Origin of the sequence: Streptomyces enissocaesilis (genome assembly GCF_039533765.1) — a bacterium.
GTDB classification, from domain to species: Bacteria; Actinomycetota; Actinomycetes; order Streptomycetales; family Streptomycetaceae; genus Streptomyces; species Streptomyces enissocaesilis.
On record NZ_BAAAUD010000021.1, the window covers coordinates 119,105 to 143,622 of the forward strand.

The following is a 24,518-nucleotide window of genomic DNA, read 5'->3' on the forward strand; positions in this document are numbered from 1 at the left end:
AGCCGAAGCCGAAGAGCTGGCCCTGCCCCCAGGACCTTTCTGGAGGGAACCGAGGGACAGGGTTCCCGCGTCCACCTGCGCAATGCGCAAGATCAACGATGTTGACAGGGGACCCGGGACATGAAGGACATGGCCACTCGATATCTCTACCTCACTCGGCACGGTGAGGCGTCAGCGGACGAGACGGCTCTGACCGAAAGCGGTCGCCGTCAAGCCGCTCTCCTCGGTGAACGGCTCCGCAGTGCCCCTCTGTCGGCGATCCACCATGGTCCGCTGCCCCGGGCGGAGCACACGGCCCAGCTGATCGGTGAACAGCTCGACGGTGTCCCGCTGCATCCGTCGGAGCCGGCCGGGGACTACGTCCCCCACCTGCCGCGGAAGCAGGAACTGCCGCCGGACTCGGCCGATCTCATGCTGGACTTCCTGGCCCGGCTTCCGGCGGACGACCGTGAGCGGGGCCCCGCGCTGGCCCGGGAAGCACTTGCGGAGTTCACCGGGCCGGTCGAGGGCGACGGGCCTCGTCATGAGCTGGTCGTCACCCACAACTTCCTCATCGGATGGCTGGTCCGGGCCGCCCATGACGCGCCCGAATGGCGCTGGATGGGCCTCAACCACGGCAACGCGGCCCTCACGGTCGTCCGCTACACGCCCGGCAGGCCGTCCAGTGTGCTCCTGTACAACGACATGCGGCACTTGCCCGCAGAGCTGCGCTGGACGGGTTTCCCGCCCGAACTCCACATCTGATCAGCAACAGCCGTCCGGACCGGCCGATCCGCTGACCAACGGGAACCGAAGGGCCGCACAGGGAGCAGGAGTTCAGCGGTTCCCCGCATGGCCCGGTCAGTCGACGGTGACGACCACTGAGTGCCAACCGCTGGCGCCGTCGGGGATGGTCCGGGTCCGTTTTTCGGTCTGGACCCGACCGGTGCTGTCGGTGGCGCGCACGGTGAGGGTGTGGCCGCCGGGGGTGGCCTTCCAGGGGAAGGACCACTGGCGCCAGGTGTCGACGGTGTCCTGGGCGGCGAGGTCGGCGGGGCGCCAGGGCCCGTCGTCGATACGGATTTCGACCTTCTCGATGCCGCGGTGCTGGGCCCATGCGACGCCGGCCACCATGACGGTGCCCGCCTTGGGCCGGGCGAAGGGCTTGGGGGTGTCGACGCGCGCCTGTGTCTTGATGGGAGCCTTGCGGGCCCACTTGCGCTTGACCCAGTACGGGTCGTAGTCGTCGAACGTGGTCAGTTCGATGTCTTCGATCCACTTGCAGGCGGATACGTATCCGTACAGTCCCGGCACCAGCATCCGCACCGGGAAGCCGTGCACGAAGGACAGCGGCTCACCGTTCATGCCGACTGCGAGCATCGCGTCGCGGCCGTCCATGACGTCCTCGACCGGCGTGCCCAATGTCATGCCGTCCACCGAGCGGGCCACCAGCTGGTCGGCGGGGCCGCCCCGGGACGGCGGCTTGACCCCGGCCTCGCGCAGCAGGTCCGCCAGCCGCACCCCGATCCAGCGGGCGTTCCCCACATACGGGCCGCCGACCTCGTTGGAGACACAGGTGAGGGTGATGTCCCGCTCGATCAACTCCCGGTCCAGCAGGTCCTGGAAAGTGATGGTCGCCGGGCGCTTGACGCCCTTGCCGTGAATGCGCAGCCGCCAGCTGCCGGCATCGACCTTCGGCACCACCAGAGCGGTGTCGACGCGGTAGAAGGACTTGCTGGGCGTGGTGAAGGAGCTGATGCCCGCAATCCGCAACTGCGCGCCGGAGGGCACCGGCGGTGCGGGCGAAGCGGGCGGCGGGAGCACCACCTGGGCGCGCGAGGCGGCCGCGTCCCGGGCGCGACCGCCGTTGAGCGTACGGCCCAGCACACCGGCACCACCGGAGACGGCCGCCGCCGCCGAGGCGGCGATCAGGAATCCTCGCCGGTCCCACCCGTTGCCGGCGCCCGGCGAAGCGTCCGGGCGTCGCCGTGCGGTGAGCCTGCCGATCAGTACGTAGAGCACGGCGGCGCCGACCACGGCGCCGACCAGGGAAGGAAGCCCGTCCGCAAGTCCGGTCGAGTCCGGGCGGCTCACTGCCGCACCCGCCCCCACCGCACCGAAAATCAGCACACCGGCAGAACCGGTGCGCCGGTGGCGCAGCGCGACCACGCCCAGCACTACGCCCAGGGCGGCGAGCGTGAGCAGAATGCCGAGCTGCAGAACGAGCTTGTCACTCTCACCGAAATTACGGATCGCCCAGTCCTTCACGGGCGCCGGAGTACGGTCGATCGCCGCACCGCCCACCGCGGTGACGGGTCCGGCCTCGGGCCGTACGGCCGCCGAGACAAGTTCGGCAACGGCGAGCGCTGCGAAGCCGGAGAGCAAGCCGCTGAGCGCGGCAAGCCCGCCATGGGCCAAGTTCCTTCGGGAGATCCTCACGCCCCCTATTCGGCACCGACCACACAGCGGATTGGTCCGTCGTCCGGCCAGACGAAAACCCGCCGAGGAGTACGCATGCTTCAGACACCGCACCGCACCGCACCGGCCACCGACCACAGTCGGCAGAAACGCTGTTCCGAGCACGTCGGCGGTCGAAGACGCGGTGACGCTGAAGAAGCACCGGGCCGGGTGTGGTCGGTGGCCGGGCGCCGTCAGGGCCGGGAAGGGGTGTCGGCGCGGTGTGCGGCGGCGCGCGCGAGGACGCTGCGGGTGAGAGTGATCTGGCGAATGAACTGGTGGAAGCAGGCCAGGGCTGCTGCGGGGGGCAGGGCGGCGACTGCGGTGCCGGGCAGGGTTCTGGGGGCTTGGGTGACGGACAGGGTGATGGCGATGGCGGTGAAGAGCACCACGACCACCCAGGCCTGGAGGGCGCGGCGACGGTGCAGAGCGGCGCGCAGGACGGTGAGGCAGGCCACGAGCCAGGGACCGAAGACGAGCAGTGGCCAGCCGTGCACCAGGCCGGGTGCCACACCGGAGGCGGCCAGGTGTCTGAGCGGGTCGTAGGAGACCATCGCGCCGAGCACGCTGACCGCCGTCACGACGAAGGCGGTCAGTGTCGCCATGCTGAGGCTGATCACCTGCAGCCACGGCCAGGCCCTGAGCGGACTGGCCCGCCTGGGTTTGCGGCGGTTGTGGGAGCGGGGACGCGGAAACGCCGGAAGGGCCGATGCGGTGTGCGGTGCGGAGGTCTGCAGCAGTTGGTTCAGTTCTTCGTCCCAGTCGAACGGCCGCTCCCCGGCCGGGGCGGGCGGGCACAAAGTTTCCTGTGCGTCCCTTGTCCGGCGGGGGGTCGGTGCCAGGCCGGGGTCGTGCGGGTGCAGTGCCGAGTCGGAGGAGGTGGGCTGGGCGTCGATCGGATTCGGCCGGTCATGCATGACGGGCCCGCCCCCGCGAGCCCTCTGTTGTGCCGGATGTGCCGGATGTGCCGGAAACGGCGGGCGGCAGTCCGGGAGACCATGGTTCCGTACGATTGCCGACGGCCTGAGAGCGGCGGTGAAAGTCGGTCTCGATCCGTTCCAGCCGGCGCAGGAACTCTTCGAGCAGGTCTGAGAAAGAGTACGGCCAGGTCTCCCCGGCCCCCCGTTTCCGACTGTCGCGTGCTGGGTGTTCCCCTGCGATGCCGGACAGACACGCTGAAGGGCCGGCGCCGTCGACACGGCCCGCATACGGGGGGTACGGCTTGGGTGGAGTCACTTCCCGTCAACGACCCGGTCGCCGGGCCGGGCGCCCGGCGACCGGGTGACTGGTCACCGGCTGAGGATGATTCGTACGCCGCCGCCTTGACCTGGCCGTACATACTGTCCGGCCGGTGCGGTCACCGGCACCTCCCGCCGGTGAAGAGCCGGGCCCCCACGGACCGTCGCCCGCCACCGAGGTGGTGGCCCGCTTACGGATCAGCCGAGCGGCTTGTCCAGCACGGCCTTGCGGTGGCTGAACGTCTCCAGTGAGTAGTGGCCGTGGTAACGGCCCATACCGCTCTCGCCGACGCCTCCGAAGGGCAGGTCGGACACGGTGAGGTGAGCCACCGGAAGACCGAAACCGACGCCGCCCGAAGAGGTCTCCGACACCAGCCGCTCACGCGTCGTTCCGGATTCCGTGAACGCGTACAGCGCCAGCGGCTTGTCCCGGTCGTTGATGAACGCGATGGCCCGGTCGAGGTCTTCCACCTCCACGATGGGCAGAATCGGACCGAAGATCTCCTCTGCCATGACCGGGGAGTCCGGGGAGACCTCGGCCAGTACGGTCGGAGCGAGGTAGCGGCGCGTACGGTCGTGCCCGCCCCCGACGACCAGGCGGCCCGAGCCGAGCAGGCCGGTCAGCCGGTCGAAGTGCCGTTCGTTGACGATCCGGCCGTAGTCGGGCGAGTCGGCCGCATCGGTTCCGTACGCCGCCTGTACGGCCTTCTCCAGCGCGCCTTCGAGCTCGCGCGCGGTCTGCGGGTCGGTCAGCACGTAGTCCGGGGCGACGCAGGTCTGTCCGGCGTTGAGGAACTTCGTGGCCACGAGCCGGGAGGCCACCGTCTGCAGGTCCGTGCCCCGGTCGACGAACGCCGGGGACTTTCCGCCGAGCTCCAGAGTCACGGGGGTGAGGTGCTCGGCGGCCGCACGCATCACGATGCGGCCCACGGTGCCGTTGCCCGTGTAGAAGATGTGGTCGAAGCGCTGCTCCAGCAGGGCGGTGGTCTCCGGTACGGCGCCTTCCACCACGGCCACCGCATCGCTGTCGACGTACCGCGGCAGCAGCTCGGCGATGACGCGCGAGGTGGCGGGCGCCAGCTCGCTCGGCTTCGCGACGACGCAGTTGCCCGCGGCGAGCGCGCCGACCACCGGGGCGAGCAGCAGCTGCGCCGGATAGTTCCACGGCGCGATGACGAGGACGAGGCCCAGCGGGTCCTGCACCGTCCATGCCGTCGCCCCGCCGAGGTGCGGCGGGACATCGACGGGCGCGGGCCGGAGCCAGTCCTCCAGCCGCTCCAGGGTGTGGTCGATCTCGCGCACGGTGAAGTCGATCTCCGTACGGAACGCCTCGCGCTCACTCTTGCCCAGGTCGGAGTGGAGTGCGGCGGCGAGTTCCCGGCCGTGCTCGGTCAGCATGGTCCGCAGGCCGCGCAGCTGCTCCGTGCGCCAGGCGAGAGGCTTGGTGCGTCCGGTGCGGAAGGTGGCGCGAAGCCGGGTGACGACATCTGCGGGCTGTTCGACGGTGGAGTGCACCATGGCTCCTCGATAGGGGTGTGACTGCTCTCGCCGGCTCTGGCGGCGGCTGCCGTACGGTGACGGCCGCGCGGCGAGAGCTTTACATGCATATAGCAACCATAGGGCCTGGTGGTTTGTTCCCCGGGCTGAGAACGGATGGCGACAGTTCGTGCGGGTGCGGGTGCGGGTGCGGGTGCGGGTGCGGGTGCAGGTGCGGGACGGGTGGGGCTTCGACGCCTTCCGGCTGCCCGCCCCCTCGGCAGGCCCCGCTGTGGCAGAGGAGTGCGGCCCGCCCACCGGGCACTGACAGTGACGTTCCCGTGGGTTGCTGCCGCCGCTCCGGGTCCGCCGTCGCCTGAGTACCGTCTCGGCCCGCCCTCGCGTCCTGCGGCCACCGGTGGGCGCCCCACGGGGTGCGCCGGGCGGTGTCCGGTACCCGGCGCACCCCGTGGGGCAGGGGGCGCGGTCAGTCGTCGATGCGGTCCATCAGCTCGCCGAGGTCCACGAACTTGAAGCCGGTGGACTCCCGGTCGTCTCCGCCGTCGGCCGAGGTGTTGTGGCCGTCCTGCACGACGAGAAGGCCGCGCGGGTACCTGGTGCCGAGCGGGGCGTTGAGTACGGCCGCGCCGTCGCACTCCTCCGAGCCGTCGAGGGTCTGCGAGGCGGAGGTGACGCGGAAGCCGCCCTCGTACTCGTTGTCGTCCCCGAGCTCACGGTCGTACAGGGCGAAGGTGTTGTCCCCCTGGCTCGACGAGAGGACGTACCCGTCGCCGTCGGACTCGGTCAGCAGCGTCAGGCCCTCCACGTCGGCCGAGATCCGGGAGCCGCCGAAGCCGGGGTCGGTGCCTGCGGTGCACTCCTCGGTCTCCTCGTCGTACACGCCCGGGACGCCGTACTCGCGGACCTTGTCGACGAGTTGCGGGGCGGCCGTGAGATCGGCGCGCAGGCGCCAGATGCCGACGTCCTCCTGACCGGCGTACAGCATGCCGTTGGCCGGGTCGACGACCATGCCCTCGACCTGGGGGAGCTCGCCGGGCTCGGCGCACGGGGACCAGGCGGCGCCGTTCGGAAGGCGGAAGGAGGACGGCAGGTCGAGCGTGCGGACCTTGCGGTAGCCGGCCTTGCCGCCCGCGGTGGCGGTGATCTCCAGCAGGGCGATGCTGGTGCGCTCGCGGCGGCTGACCAGCGCGTAGGAGCGCCCGGTCGTGCGGTCGGTCCAGGTGGCCAGACCGTACGCCGTCTGCTGGTCGTTGATCTCGTCCTGCCCGCCGGAGAAAATCGGAGCGGCGGCCGGGTCGGTGATGTCGGTGAGCGGGCCGCCGGGGCGGTCGCGGTCGATGCGGTAGATCCGCAGCCGGTCGTTGCCCCGGTCGCTGGTGACGGCGATGTCGGCGCGCCCGGAGGACAGGCGGAGGCCGGTCACGAGGTCGACGTTGTTGAACCGGCCCGGAGCGTCGTCCGGATCGGCCGTCGAAGGGGGCTCGATCGCCTGCACCTGGCGTGCGTCGAGGTCGTACACCCGCAGGCCGGCCTCCTTGGCGGTGGCGATGACCAGGCTGCGGTCGGGGTCGTTCGCGTTGCGCCAGATCGCCGGGTCGTCCGCGTCCGCGTTGCCGCCCGCCTCGTCGTCGTAGAGCGCCGGGGTCTCGGCCCGGGGGGTGACGGCGGGCAGCGGGTCGGCCGCCGGCCCGTGCGCCTCGGCGGGCACGGCCAGGGTCAGCGCGGCCAGGGCGGTGCCCAGTGCGAGAGCGGCCGGGCGGAGGGTGCGGTGTCTGGTCACGAAGAGCCTCTCAAGGTCGATCAATGTCAATGTCGAGAACATGGCAAGCGCAGCGTGAGCATCGAATGAGCAGTTTGACTGCGGGACATGGACAGGAGGCGCTCCGGTGTGCGGAACATGAACAAGCCGCCCCGTCGTCACCTGTTCGCCCAGTCGAACGCGCCGGTGGGCGGTTCGGGCCGGCGCCGGCCCGAGGCGGACCCGGTGGGGCGGTCGTGGCCGGCGTGCCCGCCCGGGCGTCCGCATCCGCCGATGGACCGGACATCCGGCAAGGGCAGCGGGTGGTCGAGGCGAAACGGCGGCCCGCCTCGCCTCCCTCCACCCGGAGATCGCCGGGGACCACTTGCCCGCGCAGACCCCTCGGGGTGGTGACCGCGGCGAGCCGGAGGGGGCTGGGGAGCCGGGACCGCTTCAGGTGGTGTCGCGGACGTGGGCGGCCGCCAGCTCGGCTTCCTTGACGACGGTGTCCGTGTCGACGCCCAGCAGTTCGCCGTGCGCCTTGCGCGCCCGGCCGTCCACGAAGACGTGACTTACGTTGGGGGGCTGGCCGTTGAGCACGATCTGGCTGACCCAGTCGAAGCGCGGTGCGAAATTGAGCGTGCCCGGGTCGAGGACGATCACGTCGGCGCGTTTGCCGGGGGTGAGGGAGCCGACGCGGTCCGCCATGCCGACGCACTCGGCGCCGCCCAGGGTCGCCATGCGCAGTACGGCCGGAATCGTGGGGTGCACCTCGGGGTCCTGGTGCAGCGCCCGTTGGAGCCCCAGGGCCGCTTTCATCAGGTTGAACATGTCGGACGTGTCATTGGTCCCCCCGTCATGGCCGAGTCCCGCCTTCACACCGCGCGCGTGCAGCGCGGGGAGCCGGATGATGCCCGATGCCAGCCGCATGTTGCTCAGCGGACAGTGGGCCACGCGGACATCGTGCTCCGCGGTCAGCGCGATCTCGTCGTCGGTGAGGTGGATCGCGTGGTTCATCAGCAGATCCGGCCCGAAGGCACCGGCCAGCCGGAGCGCGCGGACGGGGTCGTCCCTGCGGTCACCGCGATGCTCCAGGACATGGGAGTTGAGCATTACTCCGAGGTCACGGGCAACCTCGCTGAACCGGCGCAACCGGTCTACGCCCGTCATGCCCGCATGGACGGCGACCTGGGCCGAAGCCAGCGGCAGTGGGTCGAGCAGTTCCTTCTTCACCCGGGCGAGGAGACCGGTGTCCGGGCTGCTCTGCATCATCGCGTACACGAACCGCAGCCCGGAGTCGTCCAGCGCGCCGATGTAGCGCTCGCTGGTGTCGAACGGGATGGGGTGCACCCAGTCCACGACGGTCGTGACGCCCGCCTGGAGCGCGTCGAGCGCGGCGAGGCGGACGAAGCGGTACATGTCCTGGGCGTCGATCTTGCGGAGGGTCGTGCTGTTGCAGGAGGTCAGCCAGCCGTACAGGTCCTGGCTCGCGCATCCGCCCCGAATGCTGGACTGCCACAGGTGGTTGTGGATGTCCACGAAACCCGGCAGCACCATACGGCCGCTCACGTCCACCACTTCCGCCCCGGACGGCGCGGGAAGCCGCCGCCCCACGGCGGCGATTTTCCCGTGCCGCATTAGCACATCGGCGTGGTCGAGCGTGCCCAGCGTCCCTTTCCCGACCTTCGGGTCCATGGTGAGGACCAGCTCCGCCCCGCGGAGCAGGGTGGTGCGCGTCCGTCCGGGTCTCCCGGCCGGCCGGGGACGGGGACCGGAAAGGGGGGCGCTCATCATCAGGGGGACACTGCCCAGACCGGCGAGGACGTTTCTGCGGCTTGGTGTCGAAGACTCCGTCATGGAGTTTGTATCCCGCGCGCCGAAGCCGAAGGCAAGGAGCAACTCCGGCCAATGATCCGGCGCGACCCGGTTTCCGGGCTTCGAGTGCCGCGCGTACGGTGGTCTTGCGACCCCCGCCGACGACGCGTTGCGGCCACAGTCGCTCGTGCTGACGTCCCTGGGCGACCAGGTGCTGGACCGCGACCTCTGCGTGTACTCGGGGAGCGTCATCGATCTCTTCGGGCGCGCCGCCGTCGGAGAGCAGGCCACCCGTTCGACGCTGACCCGCATGGTGGTGCACGGCCCGCTCCCTGTCCCCGCCCGTACGACCTGGCGCACCCGGTGCACCCGGCAGACACGCACCGGTGACCGCGCACCTCGTGCCCGGCTCCTGCTCCGGGACTCCTCGGCCAGTGGTCGGGTATTCGGGTATTCGGGTGCATCGGGCAGGAGGACGATATCGAAGAGCACCAATTGGCCGTTGCTCTCTGGTGAGGGACAGTTCCGCCGTGTAGCGTTGCTGTCAGATGTCGTGGTTCGCAGTACCTGCCCGCGCTCCGGCGTGGGCGTTTCGCTGTGCAGTGCCTGAGGACCAGGGCGATCACCTCCGGGTCCGCGCGGTGCGGATCCGATATCGACTGAGAGGCACCAGCATGGCCAGCGGAACCGTCAAGTGGTTCAACTCCGAAAAGGGCTTCGGCTTCATCTCCCAGGACGGCGGCGGACCGGACGTCTTCGCGCACTACTCCAACATCAACTCCTCCGGCTTCCGTGAGCTTCAGGAAGGCCAGACGGTCACCTTCGACGTCACGCAGGGCCAGAAGGGCCCGCAGGCGGAGAACATCACCCTCGCCTGACCCGACGCCAGGCACACCAAGCCCCCGGAGCGCACGCTCCGGGGGCTTGGTGCATGCCGGGGCGGAGCGATGCCGCCTCGGACGTTCCGGAGAAGCCGGACGAGCCGCCGGGCCGCACCTCCCCTGGGCGGCCGGCGGGGCCGCGGCGACGGTGCTGGAGCAGGCGGTCCTCGGACAGTGTCGCGATGAAGGTGTGAGCCGCCTTCACCGGACCCGCCGCGTGCGAACTGGCGCCGCCTGTCCGGCAGGTGTACGACGACCCCTTCGCGCGCGTTCCGCCGTGCCGCTGCCGCGGGCGGGCCCCGCCTCCCACCAGGGGAGACGGGGCCCGCCCGCAGAGGATCAGTTGTGGTAGCGGATGTAACCGTTGCCGTCGGCGTCGGATCCGCTCTTGGTGTAGGAGTGGACGTCTGCGCGACTGCCGGAAGGCTTGTACAGGTAGATCGTGTCGCGGTCGTTGTTCCATATGAAGTTGCAGTTGTCGCGGTAGACCACGTTCTTGCTGTCGGAGTCGGTGCCGTGGCCGCCGCGGAGCTTCACGTAGTCACCGGGCTGGAGGTAGTGGCCGGCGGTGAAGGTGAAGCGGTTGCCGGTGGCGTCCTTGACGACGTAGCCCTTGAGATTGACGGTCGCCGAGGACGAGTAGTTCTTGATCGTCAGGTATTCCTCGTCGGTGTTGCCGGAGGAACAGCTGTTGGAGTCCCGGCCCGGTGCGTCGTACTGGACTCCGCGGACCTTCAGTGCCGAGGAGTACTCGGCGGCCTGAGCCGGGGTGCCGGCAAGGACGGCCAGGGCGCCGGCCGCGATGGACACGGCGATGACAGGATGCTTGCGCAAGAGAGGTCCCCCCTCAATAGTGCTGATGCTCGATAGCGCTGATGAGCGGCTGAAGCTTACAGACACCACGAGCGACTGGCTGCGGTTCCCGGGTTCCCGCCTCGGGCCTCGGCCGCACAGCGCGGCGGCGGGTGTCCCGGCCGCCTGTTTCCGGCCGGTGATGCTGGGCACCCGCCCGAAGAAGCTGCCTCGACCGGCAGCATGCCGCCGAGCCGGCCGGAACACCTGCCCGGCGCCGTGAAGCAGGCGCCGCGGTCGCCGGGGACCGCGCGGGTGCCGACCGGGAAGGGACTGCTCCTCATGTGCCGATGGCTCGCCTACTCAGGGACCCCGGCCCTGCTCGGCGACATTCTGTACAAGCCCGCCCACTCCCTGATCGACCAGAGCCTCCATTCGCGGATGGGGGTCGAGACGACCAACGGCGACGGATTCGGCATCGGCTGGTACGGACCCGACGCGGCGACACCGGCCATCGTCCGGGACACGGGCCCCGCCTGGAACAACCGCAACCTGCAGGAGATCGCGGACCACGTCCGCTCACCGCTGTTCTTCGCCCACGTCCGCGCCTCGACCGGCACGGCCGTGCAGCAGTCGAACTGTCATCCCTTCCGCCACGGCCGGTGGATGTGGATGCACAACGGCGCGATCACCGATTTCCACCGGATCCGGCGCGACCTCTGCATGGCCATCGACCCCGCGCTGTTCTCCTCGCTCGAGGGGTCGACGGATTCGGAGGTGATGTTCTATCTGGCGGTCACCCTGGGCCTGGACCAGGACGCACCGGGTGCCGTGGCCCGGATGGCCGGGCTGGTCGAAGCGCTGGGCCGTGAGCACGGAGTGGAGTTCCCGCTCCAGATGACCATCGCGGCAACCGACAGCGAGCGGCTGTGGGCTTTCCGGTACTCGAGCCAGAAGGCATCGCGGTCGCTGTTCGTCAGCAGCAGGGTGGACGCCGTGCGGGCTCTCCACCCCGACCTCGCTTTCCTGCGGGGGGCCTCCGCCGAGACACGCCTCATCGTTTCCGAGCCATTGGGTGACCTGCCGGGTGTCTGGAACGAACTTCCCGAGAACAGCTGCATCGTCGTCCAGCCAGGCGCGGACGAACTGCTGCCCTTCACACCACAGCCCGTGTAGCAGCAGACACGGTCCGCCCCGCGCCGCGCGCTCCGGTTCGTCCCGGCCGCCGGCTGCGGGCCCGTGACGCCTGCCGGCGGCCCGCCCGGGCGTTCAGCCCGACGGCTGGGCAGCGGTCCGCACCCCGGACATCACCAAGGTCCGTCGGCGGGGTGACGGAACATGCCTGCACCGTGCCCGGCGTCTTCGCCGACCCGGGGCGTCCTGCCCTCGCCACCGGAGCATCGTCCGGCTGGAGGCGGGTGACGCACGACGCCCGCACGGCCCCGCACGGAGGGCCCGCCCGGGAGACGGCGGGCAGCATCACCGGTCACCGCTGTGCGGACCGCACAAGAGATCCGGCCGGCATGGAAACCGTGTTCCTGGCGTCCACGCCCGCATGCACGTGCCCGCACGGGCAGAACCGCATGGTCTCGCACTGCGACGAGCGCCCCCTCCAGTTCGTCCACAGCCGCGGCGGGTACGAGCAGACGTACTTCGGCTTCGGCCGGCGCCGTGCATCACGGTGTGCCGGAGGCACGGCGGACCTGCTCGTACGCGAGTCGCCGGACGCCGGGATCGTCGGCCGGGACACCTCCACGTACGACACCGGTACCGGCTCCAACGCCGATGGCGCCCACACGGTACGGATCGTCGCCGACCGCTTCGGGCTTCCCTCACCACCGCTCGGTCCCGGGCCCGTGGACTCGTCGGCATGACGCGATGACCAGGAACAGCCACCGCGACAGTTAGGGGTGGCGTGCAACCTTGCGAAGACTTCATCAGTCTTCTCCCTGACCGCCCACGTGGTCGCACCCATGAGGAGACCGTCATTTCCGCGATACGCAAAACCCTGACCGCCACTGCCGTAGCCACCGTGGTCCTGGCGGGCTCCGCCGCCTGCGGCACGGTGGAGAACCTGTCCGCCGGGCAGAAGCTCGACCGGGCCTTCGACAAGCTCGGCAAGGAACACTCGCTCTCCTTCGAGCTGGACCTGGACGCCGACGCGAAGACGCTGAGGGCGATTGGCGCCGAGGCGGAGCCCGGTGAGGAAATACCGGACGAGATGGCCGAGTTGTTCAGCGGCGCGCGGATCTCCGTGTCCGTGCAGTCCGAGAAGCCGTTCGACGAGTCCGCCGAGAAGGACTTCACCGGCATGGCCGTCACGTTCAGCGGCCCCGAAGGTGACTTGCTCGAGTACCGGGTGGTCGGGGACTACACCTACTTCCGCGTCGATGTGGACGCCTTCGCGAAGATGTCGGGCACCCCCATGCCGTCCGCCGGCGAACTGCCCGAAAGCGCCGGAGCGTTCAAGAAGATGCTCAACGGTGAGTGGGTCAAGGTCGCGACGGAGGAACTGGAGAAGACCCGCGACGAGATGGAGGGGATGCAGGCACCGGAGGGCGGGAAGCCCTCGGCGGAGCCCACACTCGACGCCAAGGCGCAGAAGAAGCTCATGAAGGCCCTCCGGGAGGTCATCGCCCGGGAGGTCGACTTCAAGACCTCCGCGGGGGAGGACGACACCGAGCACATCATGGCCACCGCCCCCTTCCGCACTCTGCTGACCGAGCTGTTCGACGAGATCCGCCCGCTGGCGAAGGAACTGCCGCCGGGTGCCGAGTTCCCCACGGCCAAGGACCTCAAGGAGGTTCCGAACAAGAAGGTCACGGCTGACTTCACGCTCAAGAACGGGGCGTTGACCGAGGTGTCGGTGGACCTGGCCAAGCTGGCGGAGAACGCAGAGGTCAAGAAGCTCGCGCTGGTGCTGCGGATGGGCAGGGGGGAAAAGGCCACGGCTCCGGCCGGAGCCACTGAGGTGAAACTGGACGAGCTGATGGAGGGCTTCTTCCAGGGGGCCTCGGAAGGGACTTTCGCGGACGAGAGCTTCCCGGAGACGGCCCGGGGATAAGGTGCGGCCGGCGGACGGAGCCGGCCCGGGCCGAGTTGCCAGGACCACCCGGACCGCCTCGGACGCACGGCAGCCCTCCGCGGCAGCCCTCCACGGACTGGAACGCGGGACGAAGTCCGACTACGGCATTCAGGACCACAATGCTCCGGGCGGCGACTGCACGATGTGCTTCACGAGGGTCTGGCCTTCGGCCCGCCCCGGTGTTCCGGCCGTCGCCCGCAGCAGCGCGCGACGGCCGGGGTTGTTTCCCACCGCCCCTGCCCGCCGGTCAAACCACCCGGGGTACTGTGACGCGTCCGCCGGGCAGAAGCGGTGACACGAACCGTCGATGAGTTTCCCGACCTCGGCGGGAAGGCCCTTGCCGGAGCCGACGGCGAAGAAGCCGGCTTCACCAGGCATGTTTCCCACTGAGACAGGGACGTCCGGTGACGGACGCCCAGTGGTTCGCGGGTCCGCCGAATAATTCCGTGCCGTGCCGGCGGTGGAGGTGCAGACTCGCTCCATGGCGGAGATGCGGGCGTTCCGGGACGCGGTCAGTGGCTGGGCGGCCGGCGGTCCCGGCGGGCCGGCGAGTGATCTGGCTGTGCGTCTGGGGGTGCGTACGGCGGTGCTGCTGGAAGGGCTGAGCGATCTCGCGGCCGTTGAGGCACTGGCCGCCCGGCGCGGCCGGGACCTGGCCGCCGAGGGGGTGTGCGTCGTGTCGATGGGCGGGGCGATGAGCGTCGGCCGCTACGCCGGCCTCCTCGGGCCGCCCGGTCTTGGTCTGCGCCTGACAGGACTGTGCGACGAGGGCGAGCAGCGCTTCTACGACCGCGGCCTGAAGCGGGCAGGGGCGCCGTGCCGGGACTTTTTCGTATGCGTGACGGACCTGGAGGACGAGCTCATCCGCGCGCTGGGCACGACGGGGGTCGAGGAGATCGTCCGGGCCGAGGGCGACTTCCGTGCCTGGCAGACCTTCCAGCACCAGCCCGCACACCACGGCCGGCCCCGGCAGCAGCAGTTGCGGCGCTTCCTCGGCACGAAGAAAGGCCGCAAGATCCGCTACGGCCGCCTCCTCGTCGAGGCCCTCGACCCCGAACAGGTACCGGCCCCGCTCGACGGCCTCCTCACGAGCCTCTGACCCGGTGGACGGCCGGAGGGCCGTGAGGGCGACAGCGGCGGAGCCCGGGGCGTCGATGAGTTGACCGGGTGACGCCATCCGGCAAGGCTCCAGCCACGACCTGGACGAAAACCTTCTTGCTGGTGGACCGCCCTGCCCGATCGGCGGGCGGGACCGGGAGTCAGCGGATCGGAGATACCGAGGAATGACTTCTCGCCTTCACGCACTCTGCTTTGATGCGAACGACCCGATCCGTCTCGCGCGCTTCTGGGCCGGCGTCCTGGACGGGGAGACGGCCGACGACTCCTGCGACGGCATCGCGCTCCTGCCGAGCGACGACACCGGGTTCCGGATCCGATTCCTTCCGACCCGGGAGCAGAAGGCGGGGCGGAACCGGATGCACTTCGATCTGACGAGCACGTCCCTGGACGACCAGCAGGAGGTTGTGGCGAGGTCGCTCGCACTCGGTGCCCGGCACATCGACATCGGCCAATGCCCGGAGAAGGGGCATGTGGTGCTCGCCGACCCCGAGGGCAATGAGTTCTGCGTCATCGAACCGGGCAACACTTTCCTTGCCGACTGCGGATTCGTCGGAGCGCTCGCGTGCGACGGTTCGCAGGACGTCGGATACTTCTGGAGCCGGGCACTGGGCTGGCCGTTGGTCTGGGACCAGGACGAGGAGACCGCGATCCGCTCGCCGCGCGGCGGCCCGAAGATCACGTGGGGCGGCCCGCCACTGATGCCGAAGACCGGGAAGAACCGGCTGCATTTCGACCTCGCTCCACCTGTCCACGGTGATCAGCAAGCAGAGGTCGACCGTCTGGTCTCCCTCGGGGCGACTCGTATCGACATCGGTCAGGGCGAGGTCGACTGGGTGGTGATGGCCGATCCCGACGGTCATGAGTTCTGTGTGCTGACCCCCCGATAACGCGATCGATCCGGACGACCGTGGCCCGCCCCGCCGCGGGGCGGGCCACGGTCGTCCGGTTCACTCGCGTCGCTGGAAACGCTGAGCCGAGCCTGGAGCACCGAAGCCCCGCCGACCCGGCCCCGCTGCCGCCCGGCGAGCGGCGCGGCCTGGGTTCCGAGTGGAACAGTCCGGGGTGGACGGTCATGCTGGTGATCGTCCACATGAATGCAGCAACGCGTGACGACGGAGGATGTCCCGTGTCGAAACCACCGCTTCCCGAAGAGGCAGTCGCGATGTTGGCGAAGGCCAATCCGGCCGTTGTCACGACTCTGCGCCCGGACGGCCGGCCGGTCTCCACGGCCACCTGGTACCTCTGGGAGAACGGCCGGGTACTGGTCACCATGGATGAGGGACGCAAGCGACTGGAGCATGTGCGCAACGACCCGCGGGTGTCGCTCACCGTGCTCGACGGGGGCAACTGGTACACGCACATCAGCATCGTCGGACGCGTCACCGAACTCCGCGAGGACGAGGGGCTGGCCGACACCGACCGGTTGTCCCAGCACTACCTCGGCAAGCCCTACGCGCAGCGGGACCGCCGCCGGTTCAACGCATGGATCGAGATCGACCGCTGGCACGGATGGGGCAGCTTGAAGGACACCGACCAGCCCGGGTGATGCTTGCCCGGCCTGGCCGCGGCTGTGCGCGGGCGCCGTCCTCGAAGAGCATTCCGTCCGCGGTGACGACTCACTCCGGTGACAGCTCGGGGGCCCCGTCCGCGCAAGGTGAGTGCTGATGCTCACTCGGAACACGGATGGGGATTCCCGCCTTTCCTTGCTGGCCGCGCGTGCGAGGGTTCGCCGTGCCGCCGCCCCTGGTGGAGACCGCGACCGCTTGCCGCTGTGCCGCTGTGCCGCTGTGCCGGGGACCGGGCGGGGGCGTGCGCCTCTTCTGGACCGTGGGCCGACCCTGACCCTGACTCGACGCCAAGGTGCCTTCGCCCTTCGCCCTTTGCTCTTCGCGCCTGGTTGCCCTGGCTGTTCAACCGATGAGGGCCTCGGTGATCTGCCGGGTGGTCTGTGCGGCGACCCGGGGATTGACGGCGGCGTAGGAGGTGTAGGCGTTCAGGCCGGTGGCCAGGGCCCAGCCGCGGCCCCGGGCCCAGGTGGCGTCGTCCACGCCGAGCGCGGCCCTGAAAGCGGCCCGGCTCCCGGCCGACATCAGGGTGAAGGCGATGGTCAGGTCGCAGGCCGGGTCACCGATGCCGAGCCCGCCGAAGTCGATGACCGCGCTGAGGCGGCCGTCCACGGTCAGCAGGTTGCCGGTGTGGAAGTCCCCGTGGAACCAGACCGGAGGGCGGTCCCACCCGGGGGCGCCCAGTGCCGTGTCCCACAGTTCGGTCATGGCCGCGGCGTCGAACGCGCCGTCGACCTGCGCAACAGCGGCCCGCGTGGCGCGGTCCCGGAGGGTGAGGTCCGCAGGTGTGTCCTCGGGCATGTCCTCGGCCAGGACGCCCTCGGGCGCGAACCGCTGAAGGGCGATCAGGAACTCCGCGAGTTGGACCGAGGCCTCGGAGGACCCGGCCAGCGCCTCGACGGTCGCCACCTCGCCGTCCAGCCAGCGGGACACCGCCCACGGCCATGGATAGCCGAACCCGGGCTCACCCAGACCCACCGGTACCGGGATGGCCAGTGGCAGGTGCGGGGCGAGCCGGGGCAGCCACTCGGACTCTTTTCCGGCCTGTCCGACGGCCCCGGCGTGGCGGGGCAGCCGGACGGACAACTCCTCGCCCAGCCGGTGGATCACATGGTCGGAGCCGGCCGGTTCGAGCAGTTCCAGAGGGAGCCCGGCCCACTGCGGGAACTGCGTATCGACCAGGCGCCTGACCAGCGTGGCGTCGATCGCGGGACGGGCGTCGGCTGTTCTCGCGGTTGCCAAGAGGAGCTCCTGCGGTCGGCCCGCTCCGTGCGGCAGGCAGTCGAGACCATCACAGTGCGTCACGGGCCCGACTGTCGACCGGGTTTCCCGGTCGGCCACCACCGGGTGCCATGCGCACCCTCGTCCAGGACCGTCCCGCGCACCGGCGCCTGGAACGCTCGAAACCTCCGGCCCCGGGGCGCGGGAACAGGCCGGGGCGGGACAGCCCGTGGTGATGGCGGCCGACGGGGCCGGGGTCGGGGCCGTCGCGGGAGCGGGACCGGCCTCCCCCTTTCCGGACCTTGCCGGGGGTCTGTCACGCTCTTTACGGCGAGGCACCGGTCCCGGGGCACGCCCGGTCCGACACGGCCGCTGTTCTCCGGGAGGAGGCCCGTACGGAAGGCCTCCTCCCGGGGCCGACCCACCGCTGAGCACGGCCTGACAAGGAGATTTGAACCGGCATGAACACACAGACCCAGTCGTCCCACCCGCCCATCGTGATCGTCACGGGCGGAAGCCGCGGCATCGGAAGAAGCACCGTGGAACGGCTGTGCGCGGACGGGTACGGCGTGGTCTTCACCCACTCCGGCTCCGACGACGAGGCCGGTGCGGTGGAAGGAGACCTCGGGCGCTCGGGCCGTACCGCCCGCGCCGTACGGGCCGACGTCACGGCCGACGACGCGCCGGCCCGGGTGTTCGACGTGGCCGAGGGCCTCGGCACCGTCGTCGGTCTGGTGAACAACGCGGGCGTCACCGGCGGGATCGCCTCCCTCGCGGAGCTGTCGGACGACGTGCTGCGCCGCGTCGTCGACGTGAACCTGGTGGCGCCGGTCCGGTGGTGCCGGGAGGCCGCCCGGCGGTGGGCGGGGCGCACGACGCGCTCGACGATCGTCAACATCTCGTCGGTCGCCGCCCGCACCGGCTCACCGCACGAGTACGTCGCCTACGCCGCGACGAAGGCGGCCCTCGAAACCCTGACCATCGGGCTGGCCAAGGAACTCGCACCGGACAACATCCACGTCAACGCCGTCTCCCCGGGCACCGTCGACACCACCATCCACGCACGGGGCGGAGACCCGGGACGGGCGGAGCGTGTCGCCTCGCGCATCCCGCTGGGGCGACCCGGCCGGCCGGAGGAGATCGCCGAGGCCGTCTCATGGCTGGTGTCGGAACGCTCCTCGTACGTCACCGGCACCGTGCTGGCCGTCGCCGGCGGCCTGTAGCGGCCGGCTGCCGTCCCACGGTGACGCGCGGAGCGCGGCCGGCCCGGCGGGCGTGACTCCGTACGCCCGCTTGAGCATGTGTGCCCCGTGGCTCCGGTCCGCGAAGCCGGCCACGACCGTGCCGTGCGATCACCGGGTCGGCGACGAAGGGCAGAGACGCGCCGCCCTCGGTGTCCCGAGCGTGAACACCGCCGGGCGCGCCCTGTCCGGTCCGGCATCAGTGAGCCCTGCGGGACCCTGCACCGGCTCGGCCGACCCGAATCATTCCCTCGCAAACCTGAGCGATAAGGTCTTGGGCGATTGCGCCGGCCGAACCAGGACGCGGGCGCAAGGGCGAGCCGACTGTCGATCACAGTACTCCGCGCAGCCCGCCTTTCCCCGCCCTCCGCTCTGCCCCTGCCCGGTCCTCGGCCGCCTCTCCCGGAAACACCCCACATGAGCCTCGATGCCGCCCCGCGCCCCGAACCCGCCCAAGCCGCCCCCGGGGCGTCCCGCCGACGCAAGGCGGCCGGGCGGGCTCCGGCCCGGCCCACCCCCGCGGCCGCATTCCACAGCGTCAGCGCCGCGACGGCTGTCCTGCTGGGACTGGTGGCGATCGGCGCGATGATCCACGAACCGGTACTGATACCGCCGCTGGCCGCCAGCGCGGCCCTCGTGCACAGCGCCCCCACCCTGCCGCTGGCCCAGCCCCGCAGCGTGGTCGTCGGCCACCTGCTCGGCGCCGCCGCCGGCTACGGCGTCCTGGCGGCGGCGGGCAGCAGCGCATGGGCCGCCGCCGTGGCGGCCGGTGTCACGCTGGCCCTGATGATGACCGCCCGTACCCCGCACTCACCCGCCTGTGCCACCGCCGTCGTCATCGTGCTCCAGACCCCCGCGCCCTTCCGTTTCGTTCCCCTCCTGCTCGGGGCCACCGTCCTCCTCGTCCTGACGGAGTACGCCGCCTCCCGCATCCGCCGCACGGCACCGAGGTACCCCGCCTACTGGTGGTGACCGCCGAACAGCCGGTGCCGCGGTCCTCACTTCCCCTGCCTGCGGTCTCCCGGCGCGGGCGAGCGCGCTGTTCCTCCACGGGGCGCGCGGTCCGGCTCAGTGGCATCGGCGGTCGCCGCGCGGTGCGGCCGTGCCCCCGGTACGGCGCGTCGGCCCGCGGTGCCGCACCGGGGTGTGGGGGGGGGAGACGGGGTATGCGGTGAGAGCCGGTCAGCGGGCGGCGGTGAGGACGGCGTCGGCCATCGCCCGCTCGCCCGCCGCGTTGGGGTGGAAGGGTGCGGCGGCGTTGGTGACGAGAGGTTCCATCCAGCGGGTTCCGGCCGGCTTGCAGATGTCGTGGCCGACGGACTTGGTGTAGGTGTCGACGTACTGGGCGCCGCGTGCGGCGGCCTGAGTGGCGATCATGGTGTTGAGGCGCTTGTGGGTGTCTCTCAGCCAGGGGGCGTCACCCTTGGCTATCGACACGACCGAGGGGCAGTTGCTGCCGTCGTCGGGAAGGATCGCGGGGTAGCCGGTGACCAGGATCCTGGCTCGGGGGGCGCGCTGGCGGATGCCGTCGAGGGTGGCGGCGATCTTGGGCGCCGTCGCGTTGATGGTGGCGGCGAGTTGGTCGGTGCCGGTCCAGGTGTAGCTGTTCTTGCAGGGCGAGCCGGCGGGACTGAACACTCCGAGGCTCACGCAGCGCAGGATGATGTTGGCGAAGCCGATGTCGTTGCCGCCTATGGTGAGGGTCACCAGGTCGGTGTCGGAGCTCAGCGCGTCGAACTGCGGTGGCGCGGAGCTGTTCTGCGCCGAGGTCATGTGCACGGTGGTGGCGCCCCCGCAGGTGACGTCCTTGTGGGCGGTGGGAGCGAGCGCGGTGTTGACCAGGGCGGGGTAGTTGCGGTTGGAGCGGGTGCAGGCGGAGTCGACCTGGTCCGGAACACCGGCTCCCGAGGCGTAGGAATCCCCCAGGGCGACATAGCGGTCGACCGGGTCGTCCGAGGCCAGCGCCGGGCTCGCGCCGAAGGCTGTCGTGGTGGCCAGAACGGCTGCGGCGGAGGCGAGAAGGGTGCGGGTACGACGGCTCGATGAAACTGATCGCATGGCGCTGCCTCTCATGGCGAGGAGAAGGAGTGGGCGCCTTCTGCCGCCGGGAAAGGCCAGAAGGCGTACGGGATTGGCGGCAAGGCGGTCCCGTTCGCCTGCCGCCGATGGTGCGAGGGCGCTGTGCGCAGTTACTGGCCAGTTGTACTGGCACGTAATATGTGGCCGGAATGACGGGCCGTCAAGATGTCCGGCAGTGGATTGTTCAGTACGCGTTCAAATTTCGGGCCGGGCCCGACCGTACGGGGCCCCGGCTCGGCGCGCCTGCGTCCCTGTCGCTGCACCGGATCAGCGAGACGGTGCAGCGCAGTTCGACACGGCGGTACTGCTCCGCGGGCTCGACGCCGAGTCGTCGCTCCGGAACGACGGCGCTGGACGTTCACTGCGGCCGCAGGGCAGCACGCAGGCCCGCCGGTCGGCCCGCCGGGTTCTCGTCACGTACATCGGGCGACCGCCCTCCGGCCCGCCATGAACTCCGTCCGTCAGGAGGGGAGATACCGCGTCACCCGCGGACTTCTCCGTCCGCCGGAGCGCTGTGCTGCGCCCCGGGCCGGGGCGGCGGTGTCCCGGCCCGGGGCCCGCCGGTTCCTCCGCGGTCGCCGACGCCGGCCCCGCGCCGTCCGCGGCTGCTTCCACGGCCCCGCACCCGCCGCCCCCTGACACCAGGTCCTTCCGGGTCTCTGAGGGATCTGAGGGATAGGTTCTCCGAATGGCTTTGGAATGGGAGCAGGTAACAGTTGATTCGGCGGACCCTGTGGCTTTGGGGCAGTGGTGGGCCGAAGCGCTCGGCTGGGTGGTGGTCGACGCCTCTGCCGAGGAGTACGAGATCAGGCCGGAGCGAGATCGTCTTCCGGGTGTGCTCTTCGCTCCGGTGGGAGACAGGAAGGTGGTGAAGAACCGGCTGCACCTGGACTTGCGCCCCGATGACCAGGACGCTGAGGTCGCCCGTCTTGTGGCCCATGGCGCACGGCGCGTGGACGTCGGCCAGGGTGACGAGTCGTGGGTGGTGCTGGCGGACCCGGAGGGCAACGAGTTCTGCGTCCTCGGCCCGCGCCGTCACTGAGGGGGCCGGCGGATTCCACCGGCCGTGGTGGGCAGAGACCGCTCCGGGGGTGACCGCGCTGTCCGTCCAGGACGCCGGTGTGGCGTCCGGCGGCAGTTTCCCGCGCCCGGCTGTCGCGGCAGCACTGGTGTCCGGCCTGTCGCCGTACTGCGCCACCGCCGGCCGCTCGCGGTCGCCGTGCTGGTGAGGGCGGGCAGCCGGCGCCGCCTCGTCGGCGCGCCGGCCCCTCGGGTGGAGCATCCGCGCACCGAGCGGGAGTTGTACGAGCAGGCCGCCCGGCCGGCCGAACGGGCCGCGATCGCCGCCGGGATGCATGCTGTCCTGGCCCATCGACTGGGCCCGGTCACCCTGCACACCGGCGTCCCGGCCACCCGCGGGGAATCCCTGCCCGACCCGGTCAGCGAACGCACCGCCCTGCTGCGTACCGCCTCCACCGACGCGCCGGCCGACCTGCACGACGACCTGGGAGCCCTGCGTGACCCGGACGCCCGCCCGGCAGCCGCCGCCCCGGCATACGGCAGGCCGGACACCCGGTTCCCGTCGGCCGCGGGGCGATCAGCCGGGGCAGGGTGATCGCGCTGGAGCCGGGGCGCCGTGCCGCGTCGGCCCGCCCGTACGGGCTGCGCGCCAGGAGGCGGGGGAGAGCGCGGGCGGAGCCGACGGCGCCGACGGTGCCGCCGGGGCGGTGGGCAGCGGCACGGCTTGCGCGCCGGTGAGCGCCGCCCCGGCGCCCTCGGTCACGCGCGGCCGGCCGGGTCCTGGTCCTGGACCGCCTCCGGGGACCTCGCCGGCAACGGCGCTGCGGGCAGGAGGGGTTTTTCCGGGGCGCGGCGACGGGTGATCCGGGCTGCCAGGGGCTCGGTGTAGCGGGCGGTGAGCGGACCGATCACGACCAGGATGAGGACGTAGGCCGTGGCCAGCGGTCCCATGGCGGGCTCGATCCCGGCGGTCACCGCGAGACCGGCGATGACGATGGAGAATTCACCGCGGGCGACCAGCGTGCCGCCCGCGCGCCAGCGTCCCTTGACCCCGACGCCGGCCCGCTTCGCCGCCCAGTAGCCGGTGGCGACCTTCGTGCACGCCGTCACCACCGCGAGCACGAGCGCGGGCAGCAGCACCGGCGGGATGCTCGCGGGGTCGGTGTGCAGGCCGAAGAAGACGAAGAACACCGCCGCGAACAGGTCCCGCAGCGGACTCAGCAGCGTGTGGGCGCCTTCGGCGACCTCGCCGGACAGGGCGATGCCGACCAGGAACGCACCGACCGCGGCCGACACCTGGAGCTGTTGCGCGAGCCCGGCGACCAGCAGGGTCAGGCCGAGGACGACCAGCAGCAGCTTCTCCGGGTCGTCACTGGAGACGAAGCGCGAGATCAGCCGGCCGTAGCGGACGGCGACGAACAGCACCGCACCGGCGACGCCCAGGGCGATGGCCAGCGTCACGCTGCCGGCGGCCAGGCTCACCCCGGCCAGCAGGGCGGTGATGATGGGCAGGTACACGGCCATGGCCAGGTCTTCGAGGACCAGGATGCTGAGGATCACCGGGGTCTCGCGGTTGCCGAGCCGGCCCAGGTCTCCCATCACCTTGGCGATGACCCCGGACGAGGAGATCCAGGTGACTCCGGCCAGCACGACCGCGGCGACCGGGCCCCAGCCCATCAGCAGCGCGGCCAGGGCGCCGGGTACGGCGTTGAGGGCGAAGTCGACCAGCCCGGCGGAGTACTGGGTCTTGAGGTTGGAGACGAGGTCGCTGGCGGTGTACTCCAGTCCGAGCATGAGCAGGAGCAGGATGACGCCGATCTCGGCGCCGATCGCGACGAACTCCTCACTCGCGCCGAGCGGAACGAACCCACCGGTGCCGAAGGCGAGTCCGGCCAGCAGGTAGAGGGGTATGGGGGAGAAGTGGAAACGGCCCGCGACCCGGCCCAGCAGGCCCAGGCCCAGGATGATCGCGCCGAACTCGATCAGGAAGACTGCGGAGTGCACAGGTGATCACTCCCGTCCCAGTATCGCGGCGGCCGCGTCGACGCCCTCGCGGGTGCCGATCACGATGAGGGTGTCCCCGCCGGCGAGGCGGAAGTCCGGAGCGGGTGAGGGGCGCGCCTCCGCACGGCGCAGGACCGCCACCACCGACACACCGGTCTCGGTGCGCATCCGGGTCTCACCCAGCACCCGGCCGTTCCAGTGGGAGTGCGCGGACAGCTCGATCCGCTCGGCGACCAGGCCCAGATCGGTGGTGTGCAGCAGGTTCGGGCTGTGATGGGCCGGCGTCAACGCGTCGATCAGCGACGCCGTCTCCGCACCCGTCAGATGCAGCGACTGCGCACACGCATCCGGATCGTCGGCCCGGTAGACGTTCACCGTCCGGGTGCCGTCCCGGTGCGCGATCACCGACAGGTGGCGGTGTTCGCGGGTGGTGAGGTCGTACTGGACCCCGATTCCGGGCAGCGGTGTCGTACGCATACGTGGAGCGGGCACAGCCCATTCCCCCTCTGTTCGTTCTTCGTGGTGGTGGTGCGTCGCGCGGCGGGACCGGACAGGCGGCCGGGCGCGGCGAGGGCTCATGTTGCCAGGTGCGGACAGAGCCGGAATACGGGTGCCGGCACGGATGGAAAAGCGGTGCCGCGAGCAGCAAGGCTGTGACGGGGCCGTACGCCCCCCCCCAGCCGAAGGTCGGATCCCGGGTGACGTCGGGACGCAGGGCGGTGGAAGTGAGGGTGGGAGCCCGCCGGGAGAGACAGGAGGGAGACGGACCGGCCTCATCGAGCCGTAA

At 71.0% G+C, this 24,518-nt stretch carries 23 protein-coding genes and 1 pseudogene; 13 read left to right on the forward strand and 11 right to left on the reverse strand.

What is annotated here, in order from left to right:
• Positions 1 to 120: 120 nt before the first annotated feature.
• Entirely contained in the window at positions 121 to 744 is a 624-nt protein-coding gene (locus tag ABD374_RS11605) for a histidine phosphatase family protein (protein WP_344494193.1), read from the forward strand.
• A gap of 96 nt (positions 745 to 840) precedes the next feature.
• Here ABD374_RS11605 and ABD374_RS11610 read toward each other — a convergent pair whose 3' ends face one another.
• The 5 genes from ABD374_RS11610 to ABD374_RS11630 all read right to left on the reverse strand — a co-directional run bounded on the left by ABD374_RS11610 (position 841) and on the right by ABD374_RS11630 (position 8,766).
• Positions 841 to 2,427, reverse strand: coding sequence for a molybdopterin-dependent oxidoreductase (locus tag ABD374_RS11610; protein ID WP_425577195.1), 1,587 nt, complete (start codon positions 2,425 to 2,427; stop codon positions 841 to 843).
• 203 nt (positions 2,428 to 2,630) lie between these two features.
• The gene (locus ABD374_RS11615; RefSeq protein WP_344494196.1) at positions 2,631 to 3,041 is read right to left on the reverse strand and encodes a DUF2637 domain-containing protein; all 411 of its coding nucleotides are present in this window, start codon (positions 3,039 to 3,041) and stop codon (positions 2,631 to 2,633) included.
• An 831-nt stretch (positions 3,042 to 3,872) separates the two neighbouring features.
• The gene (locus ABD374_RS11620; RefSeq protein ID WP_344494197.1) at positions 3,873 to 5,192 is read right to left on the reverse strand and encodes an aldehyde dehydrogenase family protein; all 1,320 of its coding nucleotides are present in this window, start codon (positions 5,190 to 5,192) and stop codon (positions 3,873 to 3,875) included.
• Positions 5,193 to 5,637: 445 nt separating this feature from the next.
• The gene (locus tag ABD374_RS11625) at positions 5,638 to 6,993 is read right to left on the reverse strand and encodes a phytase (protein ID WP_344494199.1); all 1,356 of its coding nucleotides are present in this window, start codon (positions 6,991 to 6,993) and stop codon (positions 5,638 to 5,640) included.
• Between the two features lie 369 nt (positions 6,994 to 7,362).
• On the reverse strand, positions 7,363 to 8,766 hold the full coding sequence (locus ABD374_RS11630; protein ID WP_344494200.1) for an amidohydrolase family protein: 1,404 nt from the start codon (positions 8,764 to 8,766) through the stop codon (positions 7,363 to 7,365).
• A gap of 127 nt (positions 8,767 to 8,893) precedes the next feature.
• On the opposite strand from ABD374_RS11630, the pseudogene ABD374_RS34570 reads away from it, so the two are divergent.
• Together ABD374_RS34570 and ABD374_RS11640 are read left to right on the forward strand one after the other, a co-directional pair.
• Positions 8,894 to 9,055, forward strand: a pseudogene (locus ABD374_RS34570) (PaaX family transcriptional regulator C-terminal domain-containing protein); the annotation flags it as partial.
• A 343-nt stretch (positions 9,056 to 9,398) separates the two neighbouring features.
• Complete coding sequence (locus tag ABD374_RS11640; RefSeq protein WP_069925601.1) at positions 9,399 to 9,602, forward strand: cold-shock protein; 204 nt, start codon at positions 9,399 to 9,401, stop codon at positions 9,600 to 9,602.
• A 342-nt stretch (positions 9,603 to 9,944) separates the two neighbouring features.
• Here the strand turns inward: ABD374_RS11640 and ABD374_RS11645 are convergent, their stop codons facing one another.
• Complete coding sequence (locus ABD374_RS11645; protein WP_344494204.1) at positions 9,945 to 10,439, reverse strand: lamin tail domain-containing protein; 495 nt, start codon at positions 10,437 to 10,439, stop codon at positions 9,945 to 9,947.
• A gap of 300 nt (positions 10,440 to 10,739) precedes the next feature.
• Here ABD374_RS11645 and ABD374_RS11650 point away from each other — a divergent pair, with 300 nt between their 5' ends.
• The 3 genes from ABD374_RS11650 to ABD374_RS11660 all read left to right on the forward strand — a co-directional run bounded on the left by ABD374_RS11650 (position 10,740) and on the right by ABD374_RS11660 (position 13,461).
• Positions 10,740 to 11,573 (forward strand): class II glutamine amidotransferase, encoded by an 834-nt coding sequence (locus tag ABD374_RS11650; protein ID WP_344494269.1) that lies wholly within the window; start codon positions 10,740 to 10,742, stop codon positions 11,571 to 11,573.
• Between the two features lie 347 nt (positions 11,574 to 11,920).
• Positions 11,921 to 12,271 carry a hypothetical protein gene (locus ABD374_RS11655; protein ID WP_344494206.1) on the forward strand — a complete coding sequence of 117 codons (351 nt, stop codon included), beginning with the start codon at positions 11,921 to 11,923 and terminating at the stop codon, positions 12,269 to 12,271.
• Positions 12,272 to 12,429: 158 nt separating this feature from the next.
• Entirely contained in the window at positions 12,430 to 13,461 is a 1,032-nt protein-coding gene (locus tag ABD374_RS11660; RefSeq protein WP_344494208.1) for a hypothetical protein, read from the forward strand.
• A 129-nt stretch (positions 13,462 to 13,590) separates the two neighbouring features.
• Here the strand turns inward: ABD374_RS11660 and ABD374_RS11665 are convergent, their stop codons facing one another.
• Positions 13,591 to 13,860, reverse strand: a complete 270-nt coding sequence (locus ABD374_RS11665) for a hypothetical protein (RefSeq protein ID WP_344494209.1) — start codon at positions 13,858 to 13,860, stop codon at positions 13,591 to 13,593.
• Positions 13,861 to 13,963: 103 nt separating this feature from the next.
• Between ABD374_RS11665 and ABD374_RS11670 the strand changes: the two genes are divergently transcribed.
• The 3 genes from ABD374_RS11670 to ABD374_RS11680 all read left to right on the forward strand — a co-directional run bounded on the left by ABD374_RS11670 (position 13,964) and on the right by ABD374_RS11680 (position 16,147).
• Positions 13,964 to 14,581 carry a TOPRIM nucleotidyl transferase/hydrolase domain-containing protein gene (locus ABD374_RS11670; RefSeq protein ID WP_344494211.1) on the forward strand — a complete coding sequence of 206 codons (618 nt, stop codon included), beginning with the start codon at positions 13,964 to 13,966 and terminating at the stop codon, positions 14,579 to 14,581.
• 184 nt (positions 14,582 to 14,765) lie between these two features.
• The gene (locus ABD374_RS11675; protein WP_344494213.1) at positions 14,766 to 15,488 is read left to right on the forward strand and encodes a VOC family protein; all 723 of its coding nucleotides are present in this window, start codon (positions 14,766 to 14,768) and stop codon (positions 15,486 to 15,488) included.
• 239 nt (positions 15,489 to 15,727) lie between these two features.
• On the forward strand, positions 15,728 to 16,147 hold the full coding sequence (locus ABD374_RS11680) for a PPOX class F420-dependent oxidoreductase (RefSeq protein ID WP_344494214.1): 420 nt from the start codon (positions 15,728 to 15,730) through the stop codon (positions 16,145 to 16,147).
• 364 nt (positions 16,148 to 16,511) lie between these two features.
• Here ABD374_RS11680 and ABD374_RS11685 read toward each other — a convergent pair whose 3' ends face one another.
• On the reverse strand, positions 16,512 to 17,408 hold the full coding sequence (locus tag ABD374_RS11685) for an aminoglycoside phosphotransferase family protein (protein WP_344494215.1): 897 nt from the start codon (positions 17,406 to 17,408) through the stop codon (positions 16,512 to 16,514).
• 440 nt (positions 17,409 to 17,848) lie between these two features.
• Here ABD374_RS11685 and ABD374_RS11690 point away from each other — a divergent pair, with 440 nt between their 5' ends.
• Entirely contained in the window at positions 17,849 to 18,610 is a 762-nt protein-coding gene (locus ABD374_RS11690; protein WP_344494216.1) for an SDR family NAD(P)-dependent oxidoreductase, read from the forward strand.
• A gap of 435 nt (positions 18,611 to 19,045) precedes the next feature.
• A complete protein-coding gene (locus ABD374_RS11695; RefSeq protein WP_344494217.1) occupies positions 19,046 to 19,600 on the forward strand; it encodes an HPP family protein in 555 nt (184 codons plus the stop codon).
• Between the two features lie 210 nt (positions 19,601 to 19,810).
• On the opposite strand, the gene ABD374_RS11700 is transcribed toward ABD374_RS11695, so the two are convergent.
• Complete coding sequence (locus ABD374_RS11700) at positions 19,811 to 20,686, reverse strand: SGNH/GDSL hydrolase family protein (protein ID WP_344494219.1); 876 nt, start codon at positions 20,684 to 20,686, stop codon at positions 19,811 to 19,813.
• A 709-nt stretch (positions 20,687 to 21,395) separates the two neighbouring features.
• Here ABD374_RS11700 and ABD374_RS11705 point away from each other — a divergent pair.
• Both ABD374_RS11705 and ABD374_RS11710 read left to right on the forward strand, forming a co-directional pair.
• Positions 21,396 to 21,749, forward strand: a complete 354-nt coding sequence (locus tag ABD374_RS11705; RefSeq protein ID WP_344494220.1) for a VOC family protein — start codon at positions 21,396 to 21,398, stop codon at positions 21,747 to 21,749.
• Positions 21,750 to 21,926: 177 nt separating this feature from the next.
• Positions 21,927 to 22,322, forward strand: a complete 396-nt coding sequence (locus ABD374_RS11710; RefSeq protein WP_344494221.1) for a hypothetical protein — start codon at positions 21,927 to 21,929, stop codon at positions 22,320 to 22,322.
• A gap of 164 nt (positions 22,323 to 22,486) precedes the next feature.
• Here the strand turns inward: ABD374_RS11710 and ABD374_RS11715 are convergent, their stop codons facing one another.
• Both ABD374_RS11715 and ABD374_RS11720 read right to left on the reverse strand, forming a co-directional pair.
• Positions 22,487 to 23,731: a cation:proton antiporter gene (locus ABD374_RS11715; protein WP_344494222.1), complete on the reverse strand. Its 1,245-nt coding sequence runs from the start codon at positions 23,729 to 23,731 to the stop codon at positions 22,487 to 22,489.
• A gap of 6 nt (positions 23,732 to 23,737) precedes the next feature.
• Positions 23,738 to 24,223, reverse strand: a complete 486-nt coding sequence (locus ABD374_RS11720; RefSeq protein ID WP_344494223.1) for a cation:proton antiporter regulatory subunit — start codon at positions 24,221 to 24,223, stop codon at positions 23,738 to 23,740.
• Between the last annotated feature and the right edge of the window lie 295 nt (positions 24,224 to 24,518).

What these genes read in the sequence shown, in the direction of transcription:
- ABD374_RS11605 (WP_344494193.1), top strand. Translation starts at nt 121, where the DNA reads ATGAAGGACATGGCCACTCGATATCTCTACCTCACTCGGCACGGTGAG.
- ABD374_RS11615 (WP_344494196.1), bottom strand. Translation starts at nt 3,041, where the DNA reads ATGGCGACACTGACCGCCTTCGTCGTGACGGCGGTCAGCGTGCTCGGC.
- ABD374_RS11620 (WP_344494197.1), bottom strand. Translation starts at nt 5,192, where the DNA reads ATGGTGCACTCCACCGTCGAACAGCCCGCAGATGTCGTCACCCGGCTT.
- ABD374_RS11625 (WP_344494199.1), bottom strand. Translation starts at nt 6,993, where the DNA reads ATGTTCTCGACATTGACATTGATCGACCTTGAGAGGCTCTTCGTGACC.
- ABD374_RS11630 (WP_344494200.1), bottom strand. Translation starts at nt 8,766, where the DNA reads ATGACGGAGTCTTCGACACCAAGCCGCAGAAACGTCCTCGCCGGTCTG.
- ABD374_RS11640 (WP_069925601.1), top strand. Translation starts at nt 9,399, where the DNA reads ATGGCCAGCGGAACCGTCAAGTGGTTCAACTCCGAAAAGGGCTTCGGC.
- ABD374_RS11650 (WP_344494269.1), top strand. Translation starts at nt 10,740, where the DNA reads ATGTGCCGATGGCTCGCCTACTCAGGGACCCCGGCCCTGCTCGGCGAC.
- ABD374_RS11655 (WP_344494206.1), top strand. Translation starts at nt 11,921, where the DNA reads ATGGAAACCGTGTTCCTGGCGTCCACGCCCGCATGCACGTGCCCGCAC.
- ABD374_RS11665 (WP_344494209.1), bottom strand. Translation starts at nt 13,860, where the DNA reads ATGCCTGGTGAAGCCGGCTTCTTCGCCGTCGGCTCCGGCAAGGGCCTT.
- ABD374_RS11670 (WP_344494211.1), top strand. Translation starts at nt 13,964, where the DNA reads ATGGCGGAGATGCGGGCGTTCCGGGACGCGGTCAGTGGCTGGGCGGCC.
- ABD374_RS11675 (WP_344494213.1), top strand. Translation starts at nt 14,766, where the DNA reads ATGACTTCTCGCCTTCACGCACTCTGCTTTGATGCGAACGACCCGATC.
- ABD374_RS11690 (WP_344494216.1), top strand. Translation starts at nt 17,849, where the DNA reads ATGAACACACAGACCCAGTCGTCCCACCCGCCCATCGTGATCGTCACG.
- ABD374_RS11695 (WP_344494217.1), top strand. Translation starts at nt 19,046, where the DNA reads ATGAGCCTCGATGCCGCCCCGCGCCCCGAACCCGCCCAAGCCGCCCCC.
- ABD374_RS11700 (WP_344494219.1), bottom strand. Translation starts at nt 20,686, where the DNA reads ATGCGATCAGTTTCATCGAGCCGTCGTACCCGCACCCTTCTCGCCTCC.
- ABD374_RS11705 (WP_344494220.1), top strand. Translation starts at nt 21,396, where the DNA reads ATGGCTTTGGAATGGGAGCAGGTAACAGTTGATTCGGCGGACCCTGTG.